Raw genomic sequence first — 20121 nt, forward strand, 5'->3', positions numbered from 1 at the left:
GGTCAAGCTGTCGTTGTTGACCACACCCACCAAGCTGCCACCGGTCAGCACAGCGCTGGTGGTGCCGTCGTAGGCTTTGTTGGCCACGGTGGTGCCCGTCACTGTCAATGCTTTGGGGTTGACCGTGATGGTGCCGGGCGTGGCATAGGTGATGGTGTAGCTACCGGTCGATGTGCCCGGCGCCACGGTGATGGCATAAGGCCCGCCACTGACCGAGGCCGTGGCCACCAAGCCCAACGACGACACCGTGGGGTTCACGCTGAACACATCAGCCAACGTGGGCAAGGTGTACACCGGCGAACTGCCCGAGCTGCTGGTCAGGCCCAACACATCGCTGGCCGTCAGCGTGGTGCCATAGGTTTTGGTGGCGCTGGCCGTGACCGTGACCGACGGTGTGCCAGTGAACAAATAGCGGTTGCCCGTAGCGGTCACAGCAGATGGCGTCATGGTGGCGTAGCTAGCGTTCCACACCGCGCCGTTGGCGCTGTTGAGGTTGCCAAACACATCGTTGGCGGGCGATGCGCTGTACACCAACCAGCGGCTGCCTGTGCCCGTGGTGCTGAGTGCCGAAGCGCCAGCGTTGTTGATGAAGTTGCCTGTGGCCGCCAACGCGATGTAGCCGCTGTTTTGGCTGTCGGTGATGGTGGCGCCTGAGTTGAGGGTGATGTTGCCGCCGGTCAGCAAAGTGACGTTGTCCACGAAGCTGTTGGCACCGCCCACGGTGATGTGGCCTGCGTCAGATGCGCCCAACACGATGGAGCTGAAACCATCTTTGAATACCGAGGTGCCGCTGAACAAACTGCTGCCCACTGTCCAAGTGCTCCCCGTACCGGTGCCCACACCGATGGTGGTGTTGGCTGTGTAGGGCTTGAGGGTGAGCGTGCCACTGCTTTGAACCGTGGCACTGCCATAGTCAATCAAATCACCAATGAAGGTGATGTCGCTGGATGACGAAGGGACGCTACTTCCCGATTTAAAACCAATGGTCGCGCCTTGCCCACTGATGGCTAGGTTAGCGCTGTCGTTGACACCCCTGATGGTGATGGGGCCTGACTTGGCCAAGACGCTAGAACCACCCAATCCAGTTGCAACGTCAACTGCGGCTGTACCTGACTTTCCTGTGATGGAGATGCCGCCACCAGTACCTGTGGCCTCGATACTTCCGCCGAAATTGATACCCAAACTTGCATTGGTACCGTTGACCGCAGAAGCATCCCCCTCAACCATGATGGCCTGAGACGTGGTGTTAATCGAGCGCAACGTGTAACCGTTGCCATAAGAAGAAATGGCTTGAGCATTGACAGTAGCCGAACCAGTAGCCTTGCCAGAGATAGAAATTTTTCCGACGCCGGAGTCTACTGTCACGCCCCCACCCATCACACCAAATGACATGACATTGGCAGACGTGTTCACGTTCTGCCCACGCAAGATGATGTCGCCACCACCGGAAGTGAGAGAAGTGCCAGACTGCAAGTTCACGCCGGAGATGTAAAGATCGTAAAGGGGCTCAGTCACCGAGTCACGTGTGGCCTCGCCGCGTGCGTAACCCGTGGTGATATCAGTGCCACCACCCAAGGTAATCGCACCACCCAAACCACCGCTGGTAGTAATAGATGAATTGGTCGACATCTGCGCATAGCCTGTGCCGTTGCCATCGCTATCGGCCCAGAAGGTGACGTCACCACCCGTGGTGGTGATGGTCTTGCCGCTTGCCAGTGAAATATTGCCTGAAGCCTTGAGCAAGATGTCGCCATTGGCTGCGCCACCAGTGGTGTCGAGATTGGCACTCACATTGATGGTGTTCGCATACACACTGATAGGCCCATTGATGGTGGTGTTGCTGGCAATCGTTACCGTATCTGTGTGCGCTGTGGTACCCGTGTCCTTACCAATGGTCAAACCGCTGACATCTGCACTGAGATTTAAGTTGGTGACAGGCCAAGACAGCGCGCTGGTGAAAGACGTGGCGCTAGGTTGCAAGGTCAACGTGCCGCTGGTGTAGGTGTTGACGCCTGTGCCGGCCGAGAGCGTGTTGCCTGTCAGCGTGATGTTGGCTGTGGATGTGGTCACCAAACTGTTGGCACACGTCGCCACCGCGCATCGGCCCATGGGCGTGACTGCGAGCGTGTAACCACCCCCCGCATATTTGGCAAACGCAATGCCTGCGGTGCCACCGTCCAAAACAATCGGACCACTGGCTGACAAGAAGCCTGTGCCGTTGGTACTGATACCTTCGTAGCCGCCCCCTCCTACGCCAGTCAGGCTGATACCACCAGCACCTGTGGCTTGGAACAGGCTTCGGCCTTGGGTGCTTGCGTTGTTATAAAACCCAAGAAGAATGCCCAAGCCTGTGCCTTGCCCATTCAAACTAATGGCTGGCGTGCTGGCACTGCCCCCGCCAGCCACCATATTCATGGCTGAAACTGTACCGAGGTCAAAACCGTAACCATTGGTTGAAACAGCGACCAAGTTGATGGTGCCAGCACCTGCATTGAGCTGCATACCACTGCCCCAAAACGCCGAGCTTCCAGTTGACTTGGCGCGCATCAAGATGTTGCCGCCACCCGAATAAATGGAAGCCGTGTTCAAGTCAATGCCACGCGTACTAGACGAAATGGCGTAGCCATCGGGAATACCGTCATTCGCCGTACCACTGTTGGCGCCATCATCAGCGCCACCCGCCAAAGTGATGTTGCCACCACCTTTGAGAGTGGTGCTGTTTGCACTGGCACCCGCTCGACCCGTATTGGTGCGAGAGTCAATCACAGCTGTAGTGCCGACAGAGATATAGCCATCCGTACCCGACGCCCTGTTGGCCCAATAGGTGATGTCGCCGCCGTTTGTTTTGACTGTCGTACTGGCGGCTTGTGTGATGGTGCCCGTCCCTTTGAGCAGAATATCTGCCCCTAAAGCGGTGCTGCTCAATGAGCGATTGACCGTGATGTCAGCGCCATACGCCGTGATAGGGCCAGCTACGGTGACATCGGCGGTGGAGAACCCAACATTCAGGGCATTGGTTGTTTTACCAATCGTTAAACCCGTCATGGGTTGGCCGATGGGGTTCCAAATAAACCAGCTGGTGTCAACATCACGCGTGAATGAATTGGATGTGGACTGCCATGTCACCGTCCCTGTGGTGTCGATGTTGGGGTAACCAGAGAAGTTGTAGTTGTCAAATTCAATCAGCACATTGCTGTTGGTTGAGGTAACCGCACTGCTCGCCGCAGAGCCCCACCACTGTGTGGAACCGTTGCGCAAATACAAAGCCGATGCTGCGCCACTGGCGCCTAAACCACCCGCTTTGATGTTGATAGGCCCACCATTGGCCAGAATTTGGCTGCCATTGCGAATCAGGACCGCCCATTCATTGGCAGTGCCGATGATGGAAATGCCGCCACCAACCCCACTGGCCACGATGCGCTGGTAAGTGGCTGTTGAATAGCCTTCGTTACCTGTACCCAAATCCACGCCATGGTTCCAACCTGCACCTGATGAGGTGGCTGAACCCAGTAACTTGATCGCATCTGAACCGGCATAAGCAGACTTCAGATCCACACCGTAATAGGTGCTGATACCAATTTTGTAAGAGCTGGTGCCTGATGAGCGGCTGATGCCTTCTAAGTAAATCTTGCCCACACCACTGTCGGCCACAAAGCCTGCACTACCCCAATGGGCAATGCCCCAGGCTTGATAGCCGCCGCCCACAGCGCCAGCCCAGCTTCGGCCTCGCATGGCAATGTCACCACCACCTGAGAGCAAGCCCAAATAACCATCTGAGGTAATGCCGCCTGCCACTGTAGAGCTGACACCCGAGGCATAGCCCGTACCTGCTTGGTCGCCACCTGCTAGGGTGATGGCACCACCGCCTGTGCCTGTGGTGCTTTTGCTACCCGCCAGACCAGTGCGGGTGTCGACGGTCAAGCCTGATGTGCTGACATAAATACTTCCAGAATCATTGCCATCGGTATCGCTGGCCAACAGCACCGCACCACCGTTGGTGGTCAGTGTGTTGGCCGCAGTGTTGCTGGTGATCGTGCCCGTCGCCATCAGTTTGATGGCTGAACCAGCCAAAGTGCTGGTGAGGTTGGTCTTGAGTGTGAGGTCTCCGCCGTAAACACTGATCGGCCCCGCCGCCGTGATGGCGCTGCCCAGCGTGACATTGCCTGTGTTCGTGGTCTTTCCAATACGCACGCTGGATGGACCTCCCGAGATACCTAAGGATGTGTTGTCTAACGTCGAGCTGAAGTTGTTACCTACGGACTCAATCACCACATCCCCCGAGGTCACGAGGTTGGTCTTATAAGAGCCGTTGGCTGCAAAGCTGGCTTTGTCAGCTTGAATGGTGATATCAGAAGAACTTGTCGTTGAGGAACTGGAAAGCACTGTGGTGCCGTCTGAGCCCAAATTGATGCCTGCTGCACTGCTGGGTTGTAAATACAAACCTGTGTAGGTTCCAGTCAGGCCAGTAGGACTGAGGTCTTTAAGAGTGATGCTGCCCGAGCTAGACAACAACTTCAAAACACTGCCAGAAACACCCAGACCACGCGAGGTACCCGACGCCTTACCACCCGTTCCTGTGATGTTGATTGCGCCTGCTTCGGTTTGAAGCACTGCGCCACTACCTAAGTTCACGCCCCAGGCCCAGTCTGTGGTGGTGGTGTTGGTGGCGTCACCCGTGATGCTGAGAGTGCCAACACCTGAGGTTTTGATGTCAGAGCCAAAAATCGAAATAGCAGCGTCGCCAAGGCCTGCTACACCCGTGGTGCCCCAACTACCCGTCAAACTGATGTTGCCGCCACCTGCGTTAATGACCGCGCGTGAACCGGTGGTGGCACCAATAGAAATTGCCTTGTCAGCTGCGGCGGTGTAGCTACCACCCGCTGCGGCGTAGGTGATGTCATTTCCGTTAGACAACACCGAAATACCCGCCCCTTGCACAATGCTGCCGCCTCGAATGCTGATGGGGCCAGCAATGTCGATGTTGGCGCCAATCGTCATAGCCGCCGTATTGGTGCTGCTGCCCATGGTCACGCCCGTGAGCGTGTTGGCAAAACTGTAGTTAGTCGTGAACGCGCTGCTAAAGCTGCTATTGGCCGCAGGTGCAATGCTCACGGCGCCCTTGCCGCTAAAGCCCGAGGTGCTGGGCGGCACATTGAAGTTGTAGCTGATGCTGGTCGGCGTGGCTGTGGCCGACAAAACCGTGGCGCCACTGTAGCTGGCGCCACCATTGAGCGTGAGTCCGCCCGTTGCCACCGTCAAATTACCCGTGCCGCTGAAAGCGCCTGTGTACGTCAGTGCGTCTGAGCGGTTGAAGATGAGTGCGCCATTGTTAATCACTGCGGCACTCAACGCGCCTAATGATCCAGCCAAGCCGCCCATACCCACCTGCAACGTGCCCGCACTGATGGTGGTGCTGCCACCGTAGCTGTTGGTGCCCGTGAACGTGAACTTGCCGCTGCTAGCTGGATTAACCGTGAGCGAACCCGTGCCGGTGATGTTGCTGCTGATGGTTGCTTCTAACGCCCCCAAAGTTAGGGCACCGCTGGATGTGAATGTTTGTAGCGTGTAGCCCAATGCACTGCCCGTGCCGTTGGCCACTGTGCCGCCTGTACCAGCAGCCGCGCCCAAATAGCGCACCACCACCAAGCCCGAACCGCCCGCGCCACCCGTTCTTGAATTGGCGCCGTTGGACGATGCACCTCCACCACCAGAGCCTGTATAAGCACCTGCAGATGCGCCATTGGCATACGAGTAACTGCCACCATCACCGCCCTCTGCATAAGTCACAGCAGAGCCACTGATAGAGAGCGACAAACCTAAACCACCAACGCCCCCAGTGCTCGTGCCGCCCGCACCGCCGCCGCCGCCAGCCAACGAGGTGCTTGAGGTAGAGCCACCGGCATAACCCTGTCCGGCAGTACCAGCGCCAGCACCGCCGCCGGAGCCCCCAAACGAACGGCTGCCGCCACCGCCACTGCCGCCTGCTGCGCCATTGCTGCGCTGTGCACCGCCGCCACCGCCAATGGCGATGAGGCCACTACCCAGCGCTGAATTACTGCCATTGGTTCCTGATGCACTACCAGCGCCACCAGTACCACCTGCACCCACGGTCACCGCATAGGAGGTGCCAGACAAAGAGGTAGAACCATAAAGCAAACCGCCCGCACCACCACCACCGCCTTGGCCTGAGTCATAAGCGCCGCCGCCGCCGCCACCGCCGCCCAAGACGAGGTAGTCCACATTGGCGTCATAGCCAATGGTGGCAGCACCATCCAAACGGATGTTGTTGGCAAAGCTGGTAAGGCCACGGCCCAGCAACATGGTGCTGTTGTTGGCCATGATGAGCATGCCCGCGCTGATGGCTGACGTGTTGTACAGGCCTAAAGTGCCACCACTGACCGTGGTGGAGCCACCGTAGGTGTTGGTGCCCATCAAGTTAATCTTGCCGCCCGTGGCGTTGGTGGTCAAAGCACCCGAACCGCTGATGTTGCCAAGCAGGGTGCTGTTGATGGTTGACATACCCAGCGTGCCAGAGGCATTGAACGTCACCACCACCATACCGGCCATAGGGCCAGCGGTGATGACGTTGGCTGTGCCACCCGTGGTGAGCACGCTGCTACCTGCATAGGCAACCACCACCACACCTGAGCCACCGCTGGCACCGTTGTTATAGGTTGTATTGGTGGAATAAGCGCCACCCCCGCCGTTGCCCGTGTTTGCTGTGCCAGCCACAGGGCTGTTGGCGTTACCGCCCGCGGCATATGTGACGGTAGTGTTGGTAATGGCGCTGGTCACGCCTGGACCACCTGTGTAGCCAGATGCAGCGCCACCTGCGCCAGCACCACCCACGTTGGCAGAGTAAACACTGCCAGCACCACCTGCAGCAGTTACAACGCTACCGATAGAAGAGCTGCCACCTGCCACAGTTTGACCGCCACCCGCTCCGACCGTGATGGCGTATTGGCCCCAATCAACGCCATAGCCACTGACCACTTGACCACCTGCGCCACCACCGCCAGCCTGTGGGTATCTTTCCCATGAGGCGTTGCTACCACCGCCACCGCCACCCACGACCAGGTATTGCATGGCTATACCCGTGGCAATGGTGGCATCACCATCGAGCTGAATGTTGTTGGCCAAGCTCACATTACCTAGCTGCAACGTGGTGCCTGAGCCAAGTTTGACCAAGCTGGTACCCAGGCCTGTGTTGTTGTAGACGCCTAAAGTACCTGCGCTCACGGTTGTGTCGCCGCTGTAGGTGTTGGCTGCCATCAGGTTCACGCGGCCTGAGCCCAATTTGGTCAGTGAGCCGCTAGAAAGGCCCAACCCACCCACCGATGTAGCGCCAGCCCCATCAAACGTGAGGCTGTAGTTACCCGTGATGGCATTACCCGTGCTTGGCACCAATGAGAGCGAGCCTGCGTCAGATTGAATTTTTGTATCGCCTGTGAGCGTGACCGCCCCTAGGACCGAGTTGGTTCCCGAGAGGTTTCGCAAAGCCCCCGTGCCACCTATGCCCGTGCCTTGCACCGTGAGGTTGTCGGCTGTGGACACGCCGCCGCTGAACTGCAAAGCCGCGCCATTGGCCACCGTGGTGCCAGCAGCCGCAGAGCCTAAGGCGTTGGAATGGGCCACGGTCAGTGCACCCGCGTTGACGTTGGTAAGACCTGTGTAGTTGTTGTCGCCACTTAGCGTGAGGGTGCCAGTGCCTGCTTTGGTGAAGCTACCAAGGCCCTGCACCACGCCTGAGAGCGTCAAGGCGTTGCTGCGGTTAACCGTCAAATTGGATGTGGCAGATAGCAGTAAATAGTTAGCCCCTGCCGCAAACGCACCGGTGGTACCACCATTACCCAGCTGGAGCGAACCGTCATACACCATGGGGGCGACGCTATAAGCCGAGTCGCCGGTGAGCGCGAGCGCACTGCTGCCTTCTTTGATGAAGTAGCCGCTACCCGACATGGCACCGGCCCAAGTTTGGGCAGCGCTGGTATTAAAGATGAGCAAGCCATTGTTAGTAACGGTGCTGCTGGCCAGACTACCTAACTCTAGGGTACCCAAGGCCGTTTGGCTGTATTGGGGAGCGCCTGATGAGACCGTGGTCGTGGTGTTTGAGAGAGTTACCCCTCCCGTGAAGGTGTTGGTGCCCGTGAGAGTGACTTTGGTCGTGGTGTAAAGCGTATCAACGCCGTAGCCAGATGCACCGTTTGAGCCAGTCGCTAGGCCCATGCTGCTAGCCCCGACTGTCATGTCGGTTCCCAGATAGTTGCCAGTTTTGTAGCCCGCCCCAGTGCCAGTGTTATTGGAGGTATCGGCCACAGCTTGGACATTGCTGCCACTTTGAATCAGCTTGACGTACACAAACTTGGTATAGGTGCCGTCATACATTTGCACCTGTGCATTGGCTGTGTTGGTCAGTGGATTAAATGTTTTGAAATAAATGCCAGCTTGGGGTGTGCCGGTGATTGCTGTCCCGCTTTCCCGCGCTCCGGAGAGCCGATACAACACCTCAGCAACAGTACTATCGTTAGCAATGTTGACTGGCGTGGTTGTTAAATAGCCACTGTACAAAGCCGATCCTCGCGTGATACCTGTCACTTGCAACCCACCCGTACCGCTGATGTTGTAAGCCCCCGTCGTGTCAACGTTTGTGTTAAATGCCAAGGTGCCGTTGTCAACAATGTTGGTCGACGCCAAGCTGCCCGTGCTGCCGCCATTGCCCAGCTGCAAAGTACCCGCGGTGATGGTGGTATCGCCCGCGAAGGTGTTGGTGCCTGTGAGCGTCAATGTGCCCGTGCCCAGCTTGGTGAGGGTACCGCCCGAGCTGGTGAGTGCGCTTGTCCATGTCACGTCGCGGCCGTTGGTGTCGATCTTGTAAGCCTGGCTGGCCGCATTGCTGGCGCGTGACGAGTAGTCGGTATTGTTGTTGGCGCTGTATTGCAAAGTGCCGCCACCAAAACCGAGGGTGCCCGACGAGCCCAAAGCGCCGCTACTGTTGACGTTCAAAGTACCTGCGTTGATGTTGGTGCCGCCTGTGAAGGTGTTGGCGCCAGACAAGGTGAGCATGCCCGTGCCGTTTTTGGTGAGGGTGGCACCCGTGCCTGTGAGGAGGTGCGAGAAGGTGATGTTGCCTGCGCCCGAGAATGTCACGTTGCCATTAAAGATGGAGCGATAGGTTGGGTACCCCGAGCCAGCATCGGTTAACCCCCACGTGATGCCTGATGTGGCTGAATCAAAGGTTGCACCACTCGTCCCTACCGTGAAACCACGGGTGCTTGCTGAGTCACTGGCGCCTGAGTAACGAAGCGTTCCGCCGTTGATGACCAATGCGTTTGCATCGAAGAAACGCTGCCCCAAACCGCCTGTGCCAGCCCAGCCCCAGTTGGTCAACTCCAAGATACCGCCGGTGTTGACGGTGGTGATTGCTGTTGCACTGCTTGCAATACTCCCCGAGTCGTAAATGGCCCCCGTGCTTGCAATTTTCAGGGTACCGGCGTTGACTGTGGTGGCGCCTGAATAGCTGCTGGAGCCACTGAGTGTGAGCGTGCCCGCACCTGCTTTAGTCAAGCCACCCGTGCCGCTGATTGCACCCGTGATTGAACCAGCACCAGAGTTAGTGACCGACAGACCACCTGCGCCAGCGTTGATGGCCCCTGCTGTCAATGCCCCCGAAGTCATGGTCATGCCAGACAAGGCGCGAGTTGAACCAACTGCGCCTCCCATGGTGACGCCGCCAGCCCCTGCATCAATCGTCAAACCACTGTTCCCGGTCACGCTGGTTTTGGCATTGCTCAACGTAAATCCGTTAACAGCCCATGACTCATCCACCACATCGCCATCGAGGGCGCCTGTCATCCTTAAGGTGACTGACGAAACGTTCGGCGTTGTAATAGCAATGCCAATGCGGCGGTCCATTTGGTCAAAGTTACCGCGGTTAGAACCAAATAGGTTGCCTTCTTGTTTGAGCGTGACCGCATATGAATAGCCACTCACCGAACCACTGGTATTGGTAAACGCCGTGCTCCAATTGGGTTTCAACGTGAACAAATCAGTGAATGAAGCACCACCGTTGCTGCTAACCTGAACCTTAAAGTATTCGGCAGCAGCACCATCCCACGAGTCGATGGCGTAGAAGTTGAAGTTCAGCCCGACCGAGCTGTTGTTGAGGTTGTTGAACGTCAAATCAATCGACTGATTAACAAACTGTCCAAACGCCCGCTGGTTTTCAAAAAATGGGTTGGTTGAAGCGCCACTGATTTGGTTAAAACCATAAGTGGTGGCTAGTGAATCAAAGTTACTGTCAGATGTGACATCAAAAATTCGCTGGAACAGGCTGTCGGTTGCGTTGTCAACCGTGCCATTGAAGTTGACAGCACCGCCACCCGTATTCAGAACCAAGTTAGCCGCTGTCGCGCCGTTGTAAACAGCCAAGAAAGTCGAACCATTGACTGTGAACGAGCCACCCGTTTCACCAGTGCGAACTGTGCTGATGGTTTGCCCAGTCACACCTTGAAAAACAATGTTTTCACCTGTAAGCGTTACATTGCCGCCCAATGTTGTAACGTTACCGCCTACACGAATTTGGTCACCAGACGAGTTGTTGTCGTGATCAGAAGTCACCACCAAGTTCAACTTGCCATTGCTTGAGCTGATGGCCTCATTCAAAAAGATATTCCGCGAGGCTTTCAATGTCAGCGTTGTGGTGGCACTACCCGCATAGCTGATGGGCGAGTTCAACAAAATATCACCATAGCCAGTGCCGCCAGAACCCGTTTGAATCGTCACATTCGTTGAAGCCAGAGCAGTGGCAATCGAGCTGGCAGTGATGTAGCTGCCAGCCGCTGATGTGTAGATGTAGTCAGTGCCGGAAGAGCTAAATGCGGTTCCTGACACTGTGGTTCCAATGGCGATGTCATAGGGGTCGAGTAGCCACAAACCAGATAAGCCATAAGCACTCTCTGTGCTTACTCTGTAACCATCGAGGATGAGGTGATGACCCGAGGTTTCGACGACGCCACCATCTCCCCCATTGGCACCAGCCTTGGCATTGATGGTGCCGTAGGCCGTAGTGACTGAACTGGTGTTGTCCACCGCACTCCACAACACCACCTTGCCGCCATCGCCCTTGTCGGTGGCGCTGGCGTCAATGGTGCTGTCGGCACTTAGGGTCACGGTGGTGGCTTGGCGCAGGGTGCCGCTGCCTTGCCAGTCGCCGCCCACCAGCACGGTGCCGCCTTGTGTGGCACCTTTGGCTTCGATGAGGGTGCCGGTGTCTAGGCTGATGTCGTCGCCCTCCACTTCCACGCGGCCCGCATGGGCACGGGCGCTGTTGGCGCGCAAGACGGTGTTGGTGCTGAGCAGCACGACACCTTTGACTGGGGCTTGGGTTGGATTGTCCGCAGGTGTGGGCACGCCGTCGGCTTGGATGTGGATGCGCCCACCGCCACCCTCGCCCGATGCGTCTAGCACGGCGGTGGTCAGGTCCACGCGGCGGGTGGCTTGCAGTTGGATGCTGCCGCCCAAGGCGTTGGCCACGATGTGGGCGGGGTCGGTCACCACGCCGTTGGCAAAGATGCGGCCACTGACGGCGATGGTCTGTGCGGCGGCAATGTCAATGCGGCCTGCTTGCATGGCCACGGCGGACACGTCTAACAAACCGGTGGCGGTTTGGCTGAAGGTGTCGGCGTTGATTTGAATGCGGCCAGTTTCTGCCGCCAGGCTGCCGCTGTCGGGGAAAGAATTTGCCGCTAAGTTAGTGGCTGATAGCGTGCCGCTGTTCTGAACATCAGGGGCGTTCAGGCTAACGGTACCGGCAGGCCCACCGTTCACCCCGCCCGCGGCGTTGGCGCTGAGGGTGCCGCTGTTCAAAATGGCGCTGCTGGCTTCTAGCAACAGGCGGCCTGCGCGGCGCACCAAGCCCGTGGCTTCGATGGTGCCGCTGTTGTTGATGACGCCGCTTTGCAAGCGGCTGGCGGCTTGGGCCGACAAAATAATCAGGCCGCCCGGGGCTTTGATGGCGCTTTTGTTTTCCACCAAGGTGTTGATGGCCGCCGCCGACACGCGCACGCTGCTGAGCGCGCCGCCGCCGTCAAATTTAAGCTCAAAGGTTTCACCCGCCGCCAAGGCCACGGTGCCGAGGTTGGCCACAATCACACCACTGTTGCGCACTTCGGGCGCGAGCATGGCGATGTAGCCACCCAGCGCAGCGCGCAGTTCGCCTTCGTTTTCGACCTTGCCACTGGCGCCATTGCGGGTGAGCTTGATTTGCCCATCCATGAATTCTTGATTCGCCGCGTTGTGTGTGCTGGCTACTAATCCACCCACATCGACGCTGGATGACTTACCAAAGTACACACCTTGCGGGTTGACCAGCACAACGTTGCCCGGCGCGGTGATGCGGCCCAAGATTTGGCTGGGCTGGGTATCCGTCACGCGGTTGAGCGTGGCCGATTGGGCATTGGGCTGCTGAAAGTTGACGGTGGCGTCTTTGCCAACGTTAAACGTGTTCCAGTCGACCACCGCGCGTTGGCTGGTTTGGTTGACGTTGAGGGTGTTGCCCGATTGGCTGATGGTGGCTTGGCCCGCATTCACCTGGCCGCCAGTGGGCAGCTGGGTGCTGGGCACGGCGGTGGTTTGGGCCAGCGCAGGCAGAGAAAGCAACCCTGCGATGCCTAGTAAGTGCGACAACACACATATAGATACACGCGGTTGCAGGCGCGGCTTGACACCCAGACGTCGAGTGACGTCTGAATTCAAGGGGCGTGTTTCTACAAAGCGCGGCATAGCCATTCCGATTCGGAATGGGGGCGGACTTCTTGAGGAGGGATCGCGCAAAGAATTCACGCGTCAGAAAGGAACGGTGACTTGCAGCCAATAACGGTTGCGGTCGCGCGTGCCGTCTTGGTCGTTGCCGGTTTGCGTGGGGTTGGGGTTGTGGCCTTGGCGGCGCGCCCATGTGGCTTTGAAGTTCACCCCATCGTCGTTGGTGTAGCCAATGCTGGCACCAAAGCCTTTGTAGGTGTTGCGGTTGTGTTGCGGCCCGCCGGGGTAGGACGGGTCATGTTGCAGCCACAGCTGGCCCCAGTCATAAAAGCCGGTAAGGTTGATGCCAGACTCAAGGCTGTGGCGCAGCTCAAACTGAATCAGTTGCGCATCGGTGCCCGAGCCCTCGCCCGTCGGATAAGCACGCACGCCGTTCATGCCGCCTAGCTGCATTTTTTCAGACGAATCCAGGTTCTTGTCGGCCAGCTGACCGGTGTACGACACAAAGGCTGTGGTCTGGTTGGTAAGTGACTGTTGCCAACTACCCATGACGCGTAGCTTGTTAAAGACACCTTCGGTGTGCACGGTGGTGGCATCGGTTTGCTGACTGAGAGAGCCGTCCAAATTGATGCTGCCATGCGCAATCTGTAATAAATAGGTACCCGTTCCACCGCCCGGGTTGAGGTCACGGTAAAAGCCTGCGACCTGCGCAGCCATGACTTTGGCCTCGTAATCAGACATCAACAAGCCTTGAGCCGAGGTGTTTTGAAACTTTTTGCCATCAGCACTCAGCGTGACCGTGGCGCTGCGGTCGTCAGCACGCAACAGCGGGTAGACCCATTCCATGCCCTTGGTGATGGCTCGGCCCACGGCGCCCACCATGCCCTGCTCGCCCACGACCACTTCATAGCTCATGGCTGACACGTTCAGCCCCATGCGCCAACCGTCAGTGCCAACGGGCATGCTGTAAGCCAAGCGGGCGTAGTCGCTGCCTTGGGTGTGAACGGCCACGACGTTGAGTAAATCGGCCAGGTCGTTGGGGTTGAACCAATTCAGCGTGGCCATCAAACGCATCGCGCCTGTGGACCGAGAGCCGCCGTTGTCCATGGTCAACTCCGCCTGACGCGTGCGGCCTTGGTACAACTTAAGCAATAACTCTGTTTCACCGGCTTCGCGGCCTTGACGCAATGAGCCTTGGACGCTCATGCCCGGCAGGTCATTGGCCAGCGCTAAGGCGCGGTCCAGCGACTTGGTGTTCAAAGGCTCGCCCGTGTGTTGCTGGGCTTCGATGATGGCAGTCACATGCGCTTGGGTGTTGGGCAAATCGGCAAGCTCTTGCTCGATCTCGACTTTGGAGAACACCGATTCAATGACATCCACCACCAACACGCCGTCGGTCAGGTCTTGTGGCGGCAAGATGGCACGGGCCAAGTAGTTGTTCTGTCGGTAATACGACTCCACCACCATGCCGATTTCCAGCATTTGCTCGTAGCTCATGGGGGTGCCGATGTAGGGTTCGACAATGCCTTTGAGCTCCATGTCGCCCAGAATGGTGACGCCTTGGAATTTGATCGATTTGAGAGTGATGAGTGCCTGAGCGGCTTCAGCCGCTTCTTTGTCGGCCAGCATTTTGTCCATGGCGGCACCCACGGTGCCTGGCGCGTAAGCCGCATGGGGCTTGGGTTCGGCAATCTTTGTGCCGGTGATGGCCTCGGCCCATTCGGTGACAGGCAGGTCGGTTTTTTCCTCAATCGCGCGCAGCACGCGGCCTGCCTGCTTTGGCAAAACAGGGTCGTAGATTTCCAACGACCCAGCCAAAAGACACAGGAACGCAATCGCTGCAATGATTCGCGACCGAGTTAACTTCACAAAATGAGTACTAAAACAACCATAAGGGTTGTATTAATGCAAATTCCGTGCCTTGCCGTTTTTTGACGGTTTTACTGGGCGAAATTGCCGCTTTGCGCGTGCGCCCTTTATATGAAACGCTTTTTAGCGTGAAGAGCTAGGAGGAATGGTCTCAATCACCTGAATAACCAGCTCGTCCCCCGTCAACGCTTGACGAGGAATGTAGGCCTGCACCACCCAACCAGTTTGGCGGTAGGCCTCGGACACGGCATGGGTCAGTTGCTGCAAATCGTGTGCGGTCAAAGGCCGATTGGCAAAAGGTGCTGCCACCACTTGGAGCCGATCGGTCGCCAAGATCTTGTTGCCATTGAACTTAAAGCGCTGAGCCGTGACCACGGTGGCGTCGCTCAAAACCAAGGCGGGCGGCAAGGCTTCGCGTTTTTGAGCGGCTTGCTGCATCTGGTTTTGCCTGTTGCTTTGCTCGATTTGACGCATCAAAGCGCCCGCATCAGGGATGTTTTGAGCCCATGTGCCGCTGCACAGCACTGCCAAAACAGCAGCCGCTAACGATGTGTGACGCATAAATCCCCCTGAAACCAGTCAAACCTAAACAGGCTTAAGCATAGCGCGGGCGCAGAGTTTTCTGCCCCGCACTCAATCACATGCGATGTAAAACCTTGAAAATCCCATCCCCATTTGTAAAGCAATGATTTACAAACTATGATTCTCTCAATTTCACACAAAGCTTTAGCCCTTTTCTTTAAAACGGGGCAAACCAAAGGGATACAAGCCATTCATGCCACTCGCCTGCGAGATTTATTGACCACATTAAATGTCGCAGTTGGCCCGCATGATTTGAAACGCCCCTCTTGGCGGTTACACGCCTTGTCAGGTGACAAGGCTGGCTTTTATGCCATGACCGTCCAAGCCAATTGGCGACTGACATTTCGATTTGTAGGTGAAAACGTGGAGCTATTGAACTATTTGGATTACCACTGAAAGACAACAATGAAATCAAAAATGCACAACCCCACACCTCCTGGTTCCCTACTTGCAGGATGGCTCAAAGACCTCAATGTAAGCGTGACAGCTTTTGCCCAACACATTGGCATCAGCCGTGTGATGCTCTCACGACTTATCCATGGGCATGCAGCTGTCAGTGCAGATATGGACTTGCGCCTATCCGAAGCGCTTGGAACATCGGCAGGGTTTTGGTTGGCACTGCAAAACCAACGCGACCTTTGGCAAGCGATGGAAACGGCCAAAGCTCGTGCGCCAATTCAGCCTGTGTCGATGGCTAATCCGATAACGCTTTCTTCTTAAACACCTCTGGCAAATTGCATTCCGCCAGTTCGGCTTCTAGCTGGACATCGCCAATCAAGTACTCACCGCGTTTGGCGAAGTTGTCTTTCATGCGTTTGCTGTAGACCTCCGACACATTGGCCACCGCTCGGTTGACGGTTTTCATGGTGTCTTTGCTTTTCATGCCGCGTTTTTTGTCGATTTCTCGCTCATTGGCCTCAGACAGCACCATGTAGTGTTGCGCCAAAGATTCGAAATCTTGCGCACCTTTTTTCTGGCCTTTGCGCAGCAAAAGCGCCGACACATTCAGTTGCAAAGCCGCACATCGGTTGTACAGATAAGACAAACGCGTGCCGTCACCGTAGGTTTGGTACTGTTTGCGCACTTCATCAAATGTGGCCAATTCAGCCGCTTGAATCGGCAAAGCCACTGCCATGGCGATGAGGAAATAGAGTTTGTAACTTCTCATATTTGATAGTGAAACTGTCAATTTTTAATTTGGCACAGATTATGCATAGCTAGAACAAATTGATTTTCAGGAGCACCACATGTCATACAACCAACACCTCTCTGGCGGAAAACTGACCAGCTTTACGCTGAACGAACTCACGCAAGCTGCGGAAATGCTTGAAGCATCAGGCCGCTACGAAGAAGCGATTGACCTCTACCGTCAATGGCTCAAGCACAGCCAAGACGAGCGCAAGCACGTGGCTTGGTTCAATTATGGCTGGCTACTGCAAAAACAAAACTTGTTCAGCGATGCCGCCAATGCCTATGACCAGCTGACGAACAATTACGCCAGCTACCTGTCTGGCACCGCCACTGCGGCCTGATACGCCGTCAAACCACCACCGCCCTTGGTGGTTTTGTGGCCCTTGCATTGTTTACATAAGATTAATCGTATTTCTATTGAATATGATTAAAAATACAAAATCGTTTCGGAAATGAAAAAAGGACTTAGATTTCTCTAAGTCCTTTTAAGATTTTTGGTGGGACCAGCGGGGGTCGAACCCACGACAAACGGATTAAAAGTCCGCTGCTCTACCAACTGAGCTATGGTCCCATCACGCGAGGTATTTAACGTTTGTTTCGTACCCTGCGAAGCCTAAAAGTATAACGCATTTTTCACGCTTTTGGCAATGGGCGCGAAGAAATTTGATCAAAAACCCATCCCGCTGCGCATTGCCCAAAAGTGGCCGTCACGCTGACCACAGAGCCGTAGCCATGGCAGTTCAATGAGCCGTCACCTTCGACGGCACAGCTCGCGTCGGGTGGTGCCACGGCTTCACGGCTGAACACACAAGTGACGCCCATTTTTTTGCCATCGCGCGCAGCGCCGTGTTCGCGACGCAGGTTGTAACGCAGTTTGGCCAACAAAGGGTCATGGCTGGTGTTAGACAGATCATCCACATCCACTTTGTGCGCCAAGCGTTTACCGCCCGCAGCACCCACGGTGATGAACAAGCAGCGCTGTTTCAGTGCCCAAGCCGCCATGGCGGTTTTGGCTTTCACCTGGTCACAGGCATCAATCACGGCATCAACCGGCACACCCCCCAAAAGGCTTGGCCAGTTGTCGGGCTCTACAAAGTCTTCGATGCAGGTCACCACGCAGTCGGGGTTGATGTGGGCAATGCGTTGGCGCATGGCTTCGACCTTGGCCATGCCCACGGTGTCGTCGAGCGCATGAATTTGTCGGTTGATGTTGGACTCGGCCACGTGGTCAAGGTCAATCAGGGTCAAGCGCCCCACCCCGCTGCGTGCCAAGGCTTCGACTGACCAAGAGCCCACGCCGCCCACGCCCACCACCACCACATGCGCGGCACGAATGCGCGCGGCACCGTTCACGCCATACAAACGCTCTAAGCCGCCAAAGCGGCGGTCGGTGACAGAAGGCTCAAACACAGGCGGTGCGCTCCAAACGCGCGGCTTGCTGGCGCAAAGACACCACGGCACCCAACACGATGGCGGCCAAGGCCACCACCGAGTTCAAGCTCAAGGTCGAAAGACCACTCAAGCCTTGCCCAATGGTGCAGCCCAGGGCGGTCACGCCACCGACGCCCATCAACACGCTACCCAGCAGGTGTTGGCCCAAATCGCGCGGGTTGGCAAAGCCTTCCCAGCGAAACGTTTTGCTTTGCAAAGCCGAGGCCGCAGAGCCGACAACCACACCCGCCACGGCGGCCACGCCGGTGGTCAGCACTTTAGAGGCGTCGCTGTAAAACATGAGCCAATCCAAGGTGGCCGCCACGGGGGCGACAAAGCTCAAGGCTTCTATGCGGCCCGAGCTGGTGGCGACATACACGGCATCCAACGTTTCTGGATGTTCAGGCACAAAGCCCAAATGACCGCTCACCCACCACATGGCCATCACGGTGCCGCCCACGCCAAAGCCTGCAACAAGACTGTCGCCGCACCAAAAATCTTTGTGACGCAACACCCCAACCAACAAGGCTAGGCCAAGGAGGTAAGCCAAGCCGGGCACGCCCAGCATATTCAGATTGGCACCCGCAGGCATATCGACAAACACGGCGTCTACCGTGCTTACGCGCAAGACCGCCGTGATGCCTTTGAGGGTGGCAAAGGCACTGACGCCCATCACCACAAACACAACCAACGACTTGAGGTTGCCACCGCCCATGCGCACCAAGGTTTTGTTGCCGCAGCCTGAGGCGATGACCATGCCGTAGCCAAACATCAAACCGCCCACCAGCGTGGACAACCACATCAGGCGTGAGCTGGCGTACAAGGTTTTGCTAGGGTCGATCAGGCCAAAGTCGGCCAGAGCGGCAAAGCCGATCATCGCCACGCCAATCGCGCACAGCCATTGGCGTGCGCGCGTCCAGTCACCCATGTGGACCACATCCGAAATGGCGCCCATGGTGCAAAAGTGCGTGCGTTGGCTGATGGCGCCCAAAAGCAAGCCCCCTAAAAAAAAGGCCCATAGGACCTCTTTGGTGAGCGTGGCGATCTCGGTCACTTGAGCTTCGCCAGACGCTCAGAGGCCGCAGAGGCAGCCTCGGTGTGTGGATAGGTCTTCACCACATCGCCCAAGGTTTTGCGGGCGGCCTTGATGTCTTTCAACTCCAACTGACAATTGGCCACTGACAACATGGCGTCTGCAGAACGCATGTGGTTCGGGGCTTTGCTCAACAAGGTGTTGAAGTTTTTGATGGCGTTGTTGTAGTCGCGGTTGGCGTACTGGGCATTGCCCACCCAAAACAACGAAGGCACCACGTAGCCACTCTTGGGATTGCGTTTGATGAAGTCGTTGAACGCAGTGCTGGCGGCGCCAAACTCGCCTTTGCGGAAGATGGCCAAGGCGTCTTCGTAGGCTTTGGTTTCTGCGGGATCAGCCACAAACTCCACGCCATCGACCTTGACTTTGGTGGGTTCAAACTTTTTCAAGCGGTCGTCCACGCCTTGAGACAACTCTTGCTGGCGGCGCAGCTCTTGCGTCAACTCTTCTTTTTCGCCGCGCAAACGTGCTGTTTCTTCGCGTAAGGCTTCAAACTGGTTTTGCTGTTCAAGCAAGCTGCGCTGGAAGTTTTGAATCTCTTCGCCTTGGCGTTCCACGCGTTCGCGCAAATCGAGAATCGCACGACGTGCATCGGTATCTTCAAACAACGCGGCATGCACGCCAGTGCTCAACAACACACCTGTGGCCAAGACCACAGCGCGGAGAGAAAAAGAAGGGTTCAATGTCATTGGTAGTTCAGCGCTGCACGGCGGTTTTGTGAATAGGCAGACTCGTCAGAGCCTTGGGCCACTGGCTTTTCTTTGCCAAAGCTCACCGACTCCATTTGGCTTTCAGGCACACCCAAAACCGACAAAGAGCGACGCACGGCGTCTGAACGCTTTTGGCCCAAAGCCAAGTTGTACTCGCTGCCACCACGCTCGTCGGTGTGGCCTTCGATGTTCACGCGGCGGTTGCGATCGGCACGCAGGTAGCGCGCATGTGCATCCAGCACGTTTTGGTATTCGGCCTTGACGCTGTAGCTGTCGAGGTCAAAGTAAATGATGTGCTCAACGCCCACAGGGCCTTGCTTGATGCCTTGCATGGCACCCAAGCCACGCGAACTCAAGCCATTGACACCGCTTTGACCAGACGTACCGCCCGAGCGGTCGTCCACTTGCACGTCGTCCAACTTAACGCCAGAGGCGCAGCCCGACAACACAGCCGCGATGGAGACGAGTAACAGAAGTTTTTTCATA

Annotated in this window: 11 protein-coding genes and 1 tRNA gene (1 of these 12 running past the window's edge); 3 read left to right on the top strand and 9 right to left on the bottom strand. The window is 56.8% G+C overall.

The annotated features are described in order from the left end of the window. From QMG15_RS06545 to QMG15_RS06555, 3 genes are all read right to left on the bottom strand, one after another. On the bottom strand, window positions 1-12753 hold the start of the coding sequence (locus tag QMG15_RS06545) for a YDG domain-containing protein (RefSeq protein WP_281787922.1). It extends 22185 nt beyond the left edge of the window; only the first 12753 of its 34938 coding nucleotides appear in the window; its start codon is at window positions 12751-12753; its stop codon lies beyond the left edge, outside the window. A gap of 90 nt (window positions 12754-12843) precedes the next feature. After that, window positions 12844-14565 carry a ShlB/FhaC/HecB family hemolysin secretion/activation protein gene (locus tag QMG15_RS06550; protein WP_281787923.1) on the bottom strand — a complete coding sequence of 574 codons (1722 nt, stop codon included), beginning with the start codon at window positions 14563-14565 and terminating at the stop codon, window positions 12844-12846. 186 nt (window positions 14566-14751) lie between these two features. Then, window positions 14752-15189 carry a POTRA domain-containing protein gene (locus QMG15_RS06555; RefSeq protein WP_281787924.1) on the bottom strand — a complete coding sequence of 146 codons (438 nt, stop codon included), beginning with the start codon at window positions 15187-15189 and terminating at the stop codon, window positions 14752-14754. Window positions 15190-15327: 138 nt separating this feature from the next. On the opposite strand from QMG15_RS06555, the gene QMG15_RS06560 reads away from it, so the two are divergent. Further along, window positions 15328-15606 carry a type II toxin-antitoxin system RelE/ParE family toxin gene (locus tag QMG15_RS06560; protein WP_281787925.1) on the top strand — a complete coding sequence of 93 codons (279 nt, stop codon included), beginning with the start codon at window positions 15328-15330 and terminating at the stop codon, window positions 15604-15606. A 21-nt stretch (window positions 15607-15627) separates the two neighbouring features. Further along, on the top strand, window positions 15628-15930 hold the full coding sequence (locus tag QMG15_RS06565; RefSeq protein WP_281787926.1) for a HigA family addiction module antitoxin: 303 nt from the start codon (window positions 15628-15630) through the stop codon (window positions 15928-15930). Here the strand turns inward: QMG15_RS06565 and QMG15_RS06570 are convergent. Next, window positions 15905-16378, bottom strand: coding sequence for a hypothetical protein (locus tag QMG15_RS06570; protein WP_281787927.1), 474 nt, complete (start codon window positions 16376-16378; stop codon window positions 15905-15907). The genes QMG15_RS06565 and QMG15_RS06570 overlap by 26 nt on opposite strands. A 79-nt stretch (window positions 16379-16457) precedes the next feature. Here QMG15_RS06570 and QMG15_RS06575 point away from each other — a divergent pair, with 79 nt between their 5' ends. Continuing rightward, a complete protein-coding gene (locus QMG15_RS06575; protein WP_108358669.1) occupies window positions 16458-16742 on the top strand; it encodes a tetratricopeptide repeat protein in 285 nt (94 codons plus the stop codon). Between the two features lie 154 nt (window positions 16743-16896). Here the strand turns inward: QMG15_RS06575 and QMG15_RS06580 are convergent. From QMG15_RS06580 to pal, 5 genes are all read right to left on the bottom strand, one after another. After that, window positions 16897-16972 (bottom strand) — tRNA-Lys (locus QMG15_RS06580). A gap of 62 nt (window positions 16973-17034) precedes the next feature. Next, entirely contained in the window at window positions 17035-17811 is a 777-nt protein-coding gene (locus QMG15_RS06585) for a tRNA threonylcarbamoyladenosine dehydratase (RefSeq protein WP_281787928.1), read from the bottom strand. After that, the gene (locus QMG15_RS06590) at window positions 17804-18886 is read right to left on the bottom strand and encodes a YeeE/YedE family protein (protein WP_281787929.1); all 1083 of its coding nucleotides are present in this window, start codon (window positions 18884-18886) and stop codon (window positions 17804-17806) included. Before QMG15_RS06590 ends, QMG15_RS06585 begins: the two co-directional genes overlap by 8 nt. Further along, window positions 18883-19614 carry a tol-pal system protein YbgF gene (gene ybgF, locus QMG15_RS06595; RefSeq protein WP_281787930.1) on the bottom strand — a complete coding sequence of 244 codons (732 nt, stop codon included), beginning with the start codon at window positions 19612-19614 and terminating at the stop codon, window positions 18883-18885. The genes QMG15_RS06590 and ybgF overlap by 4 nt, the downstream gene beginning before the upstream one ends. Continuing rightward, window positions 19611-20120, bottom strand: coding sequence for a peptidoglycan-associated lipoprotein Pal (gene pal / locus QMG15_RS06600; protein ID WP_108358673.1), 510 nt, complete (start codon window positions 20118-20120; stop codon window positions 19611-19613). Before pal ends, ybgF begins: the two co-directional genes overlap by 4 nt. Window position 20121 lies beyond the last annotated feature (1 nt).

Origin of the sequence: Limnohabitans sp. INBF002 (genome assembly GCF_027924905.1) — a bacterium.
Classification (GTDB): domain Bacteria; phylum Pseudomonadota; class Gammaproteobacteria; order Burkholderiales; family Burkholderiaceae_C; genus Limnohabitans.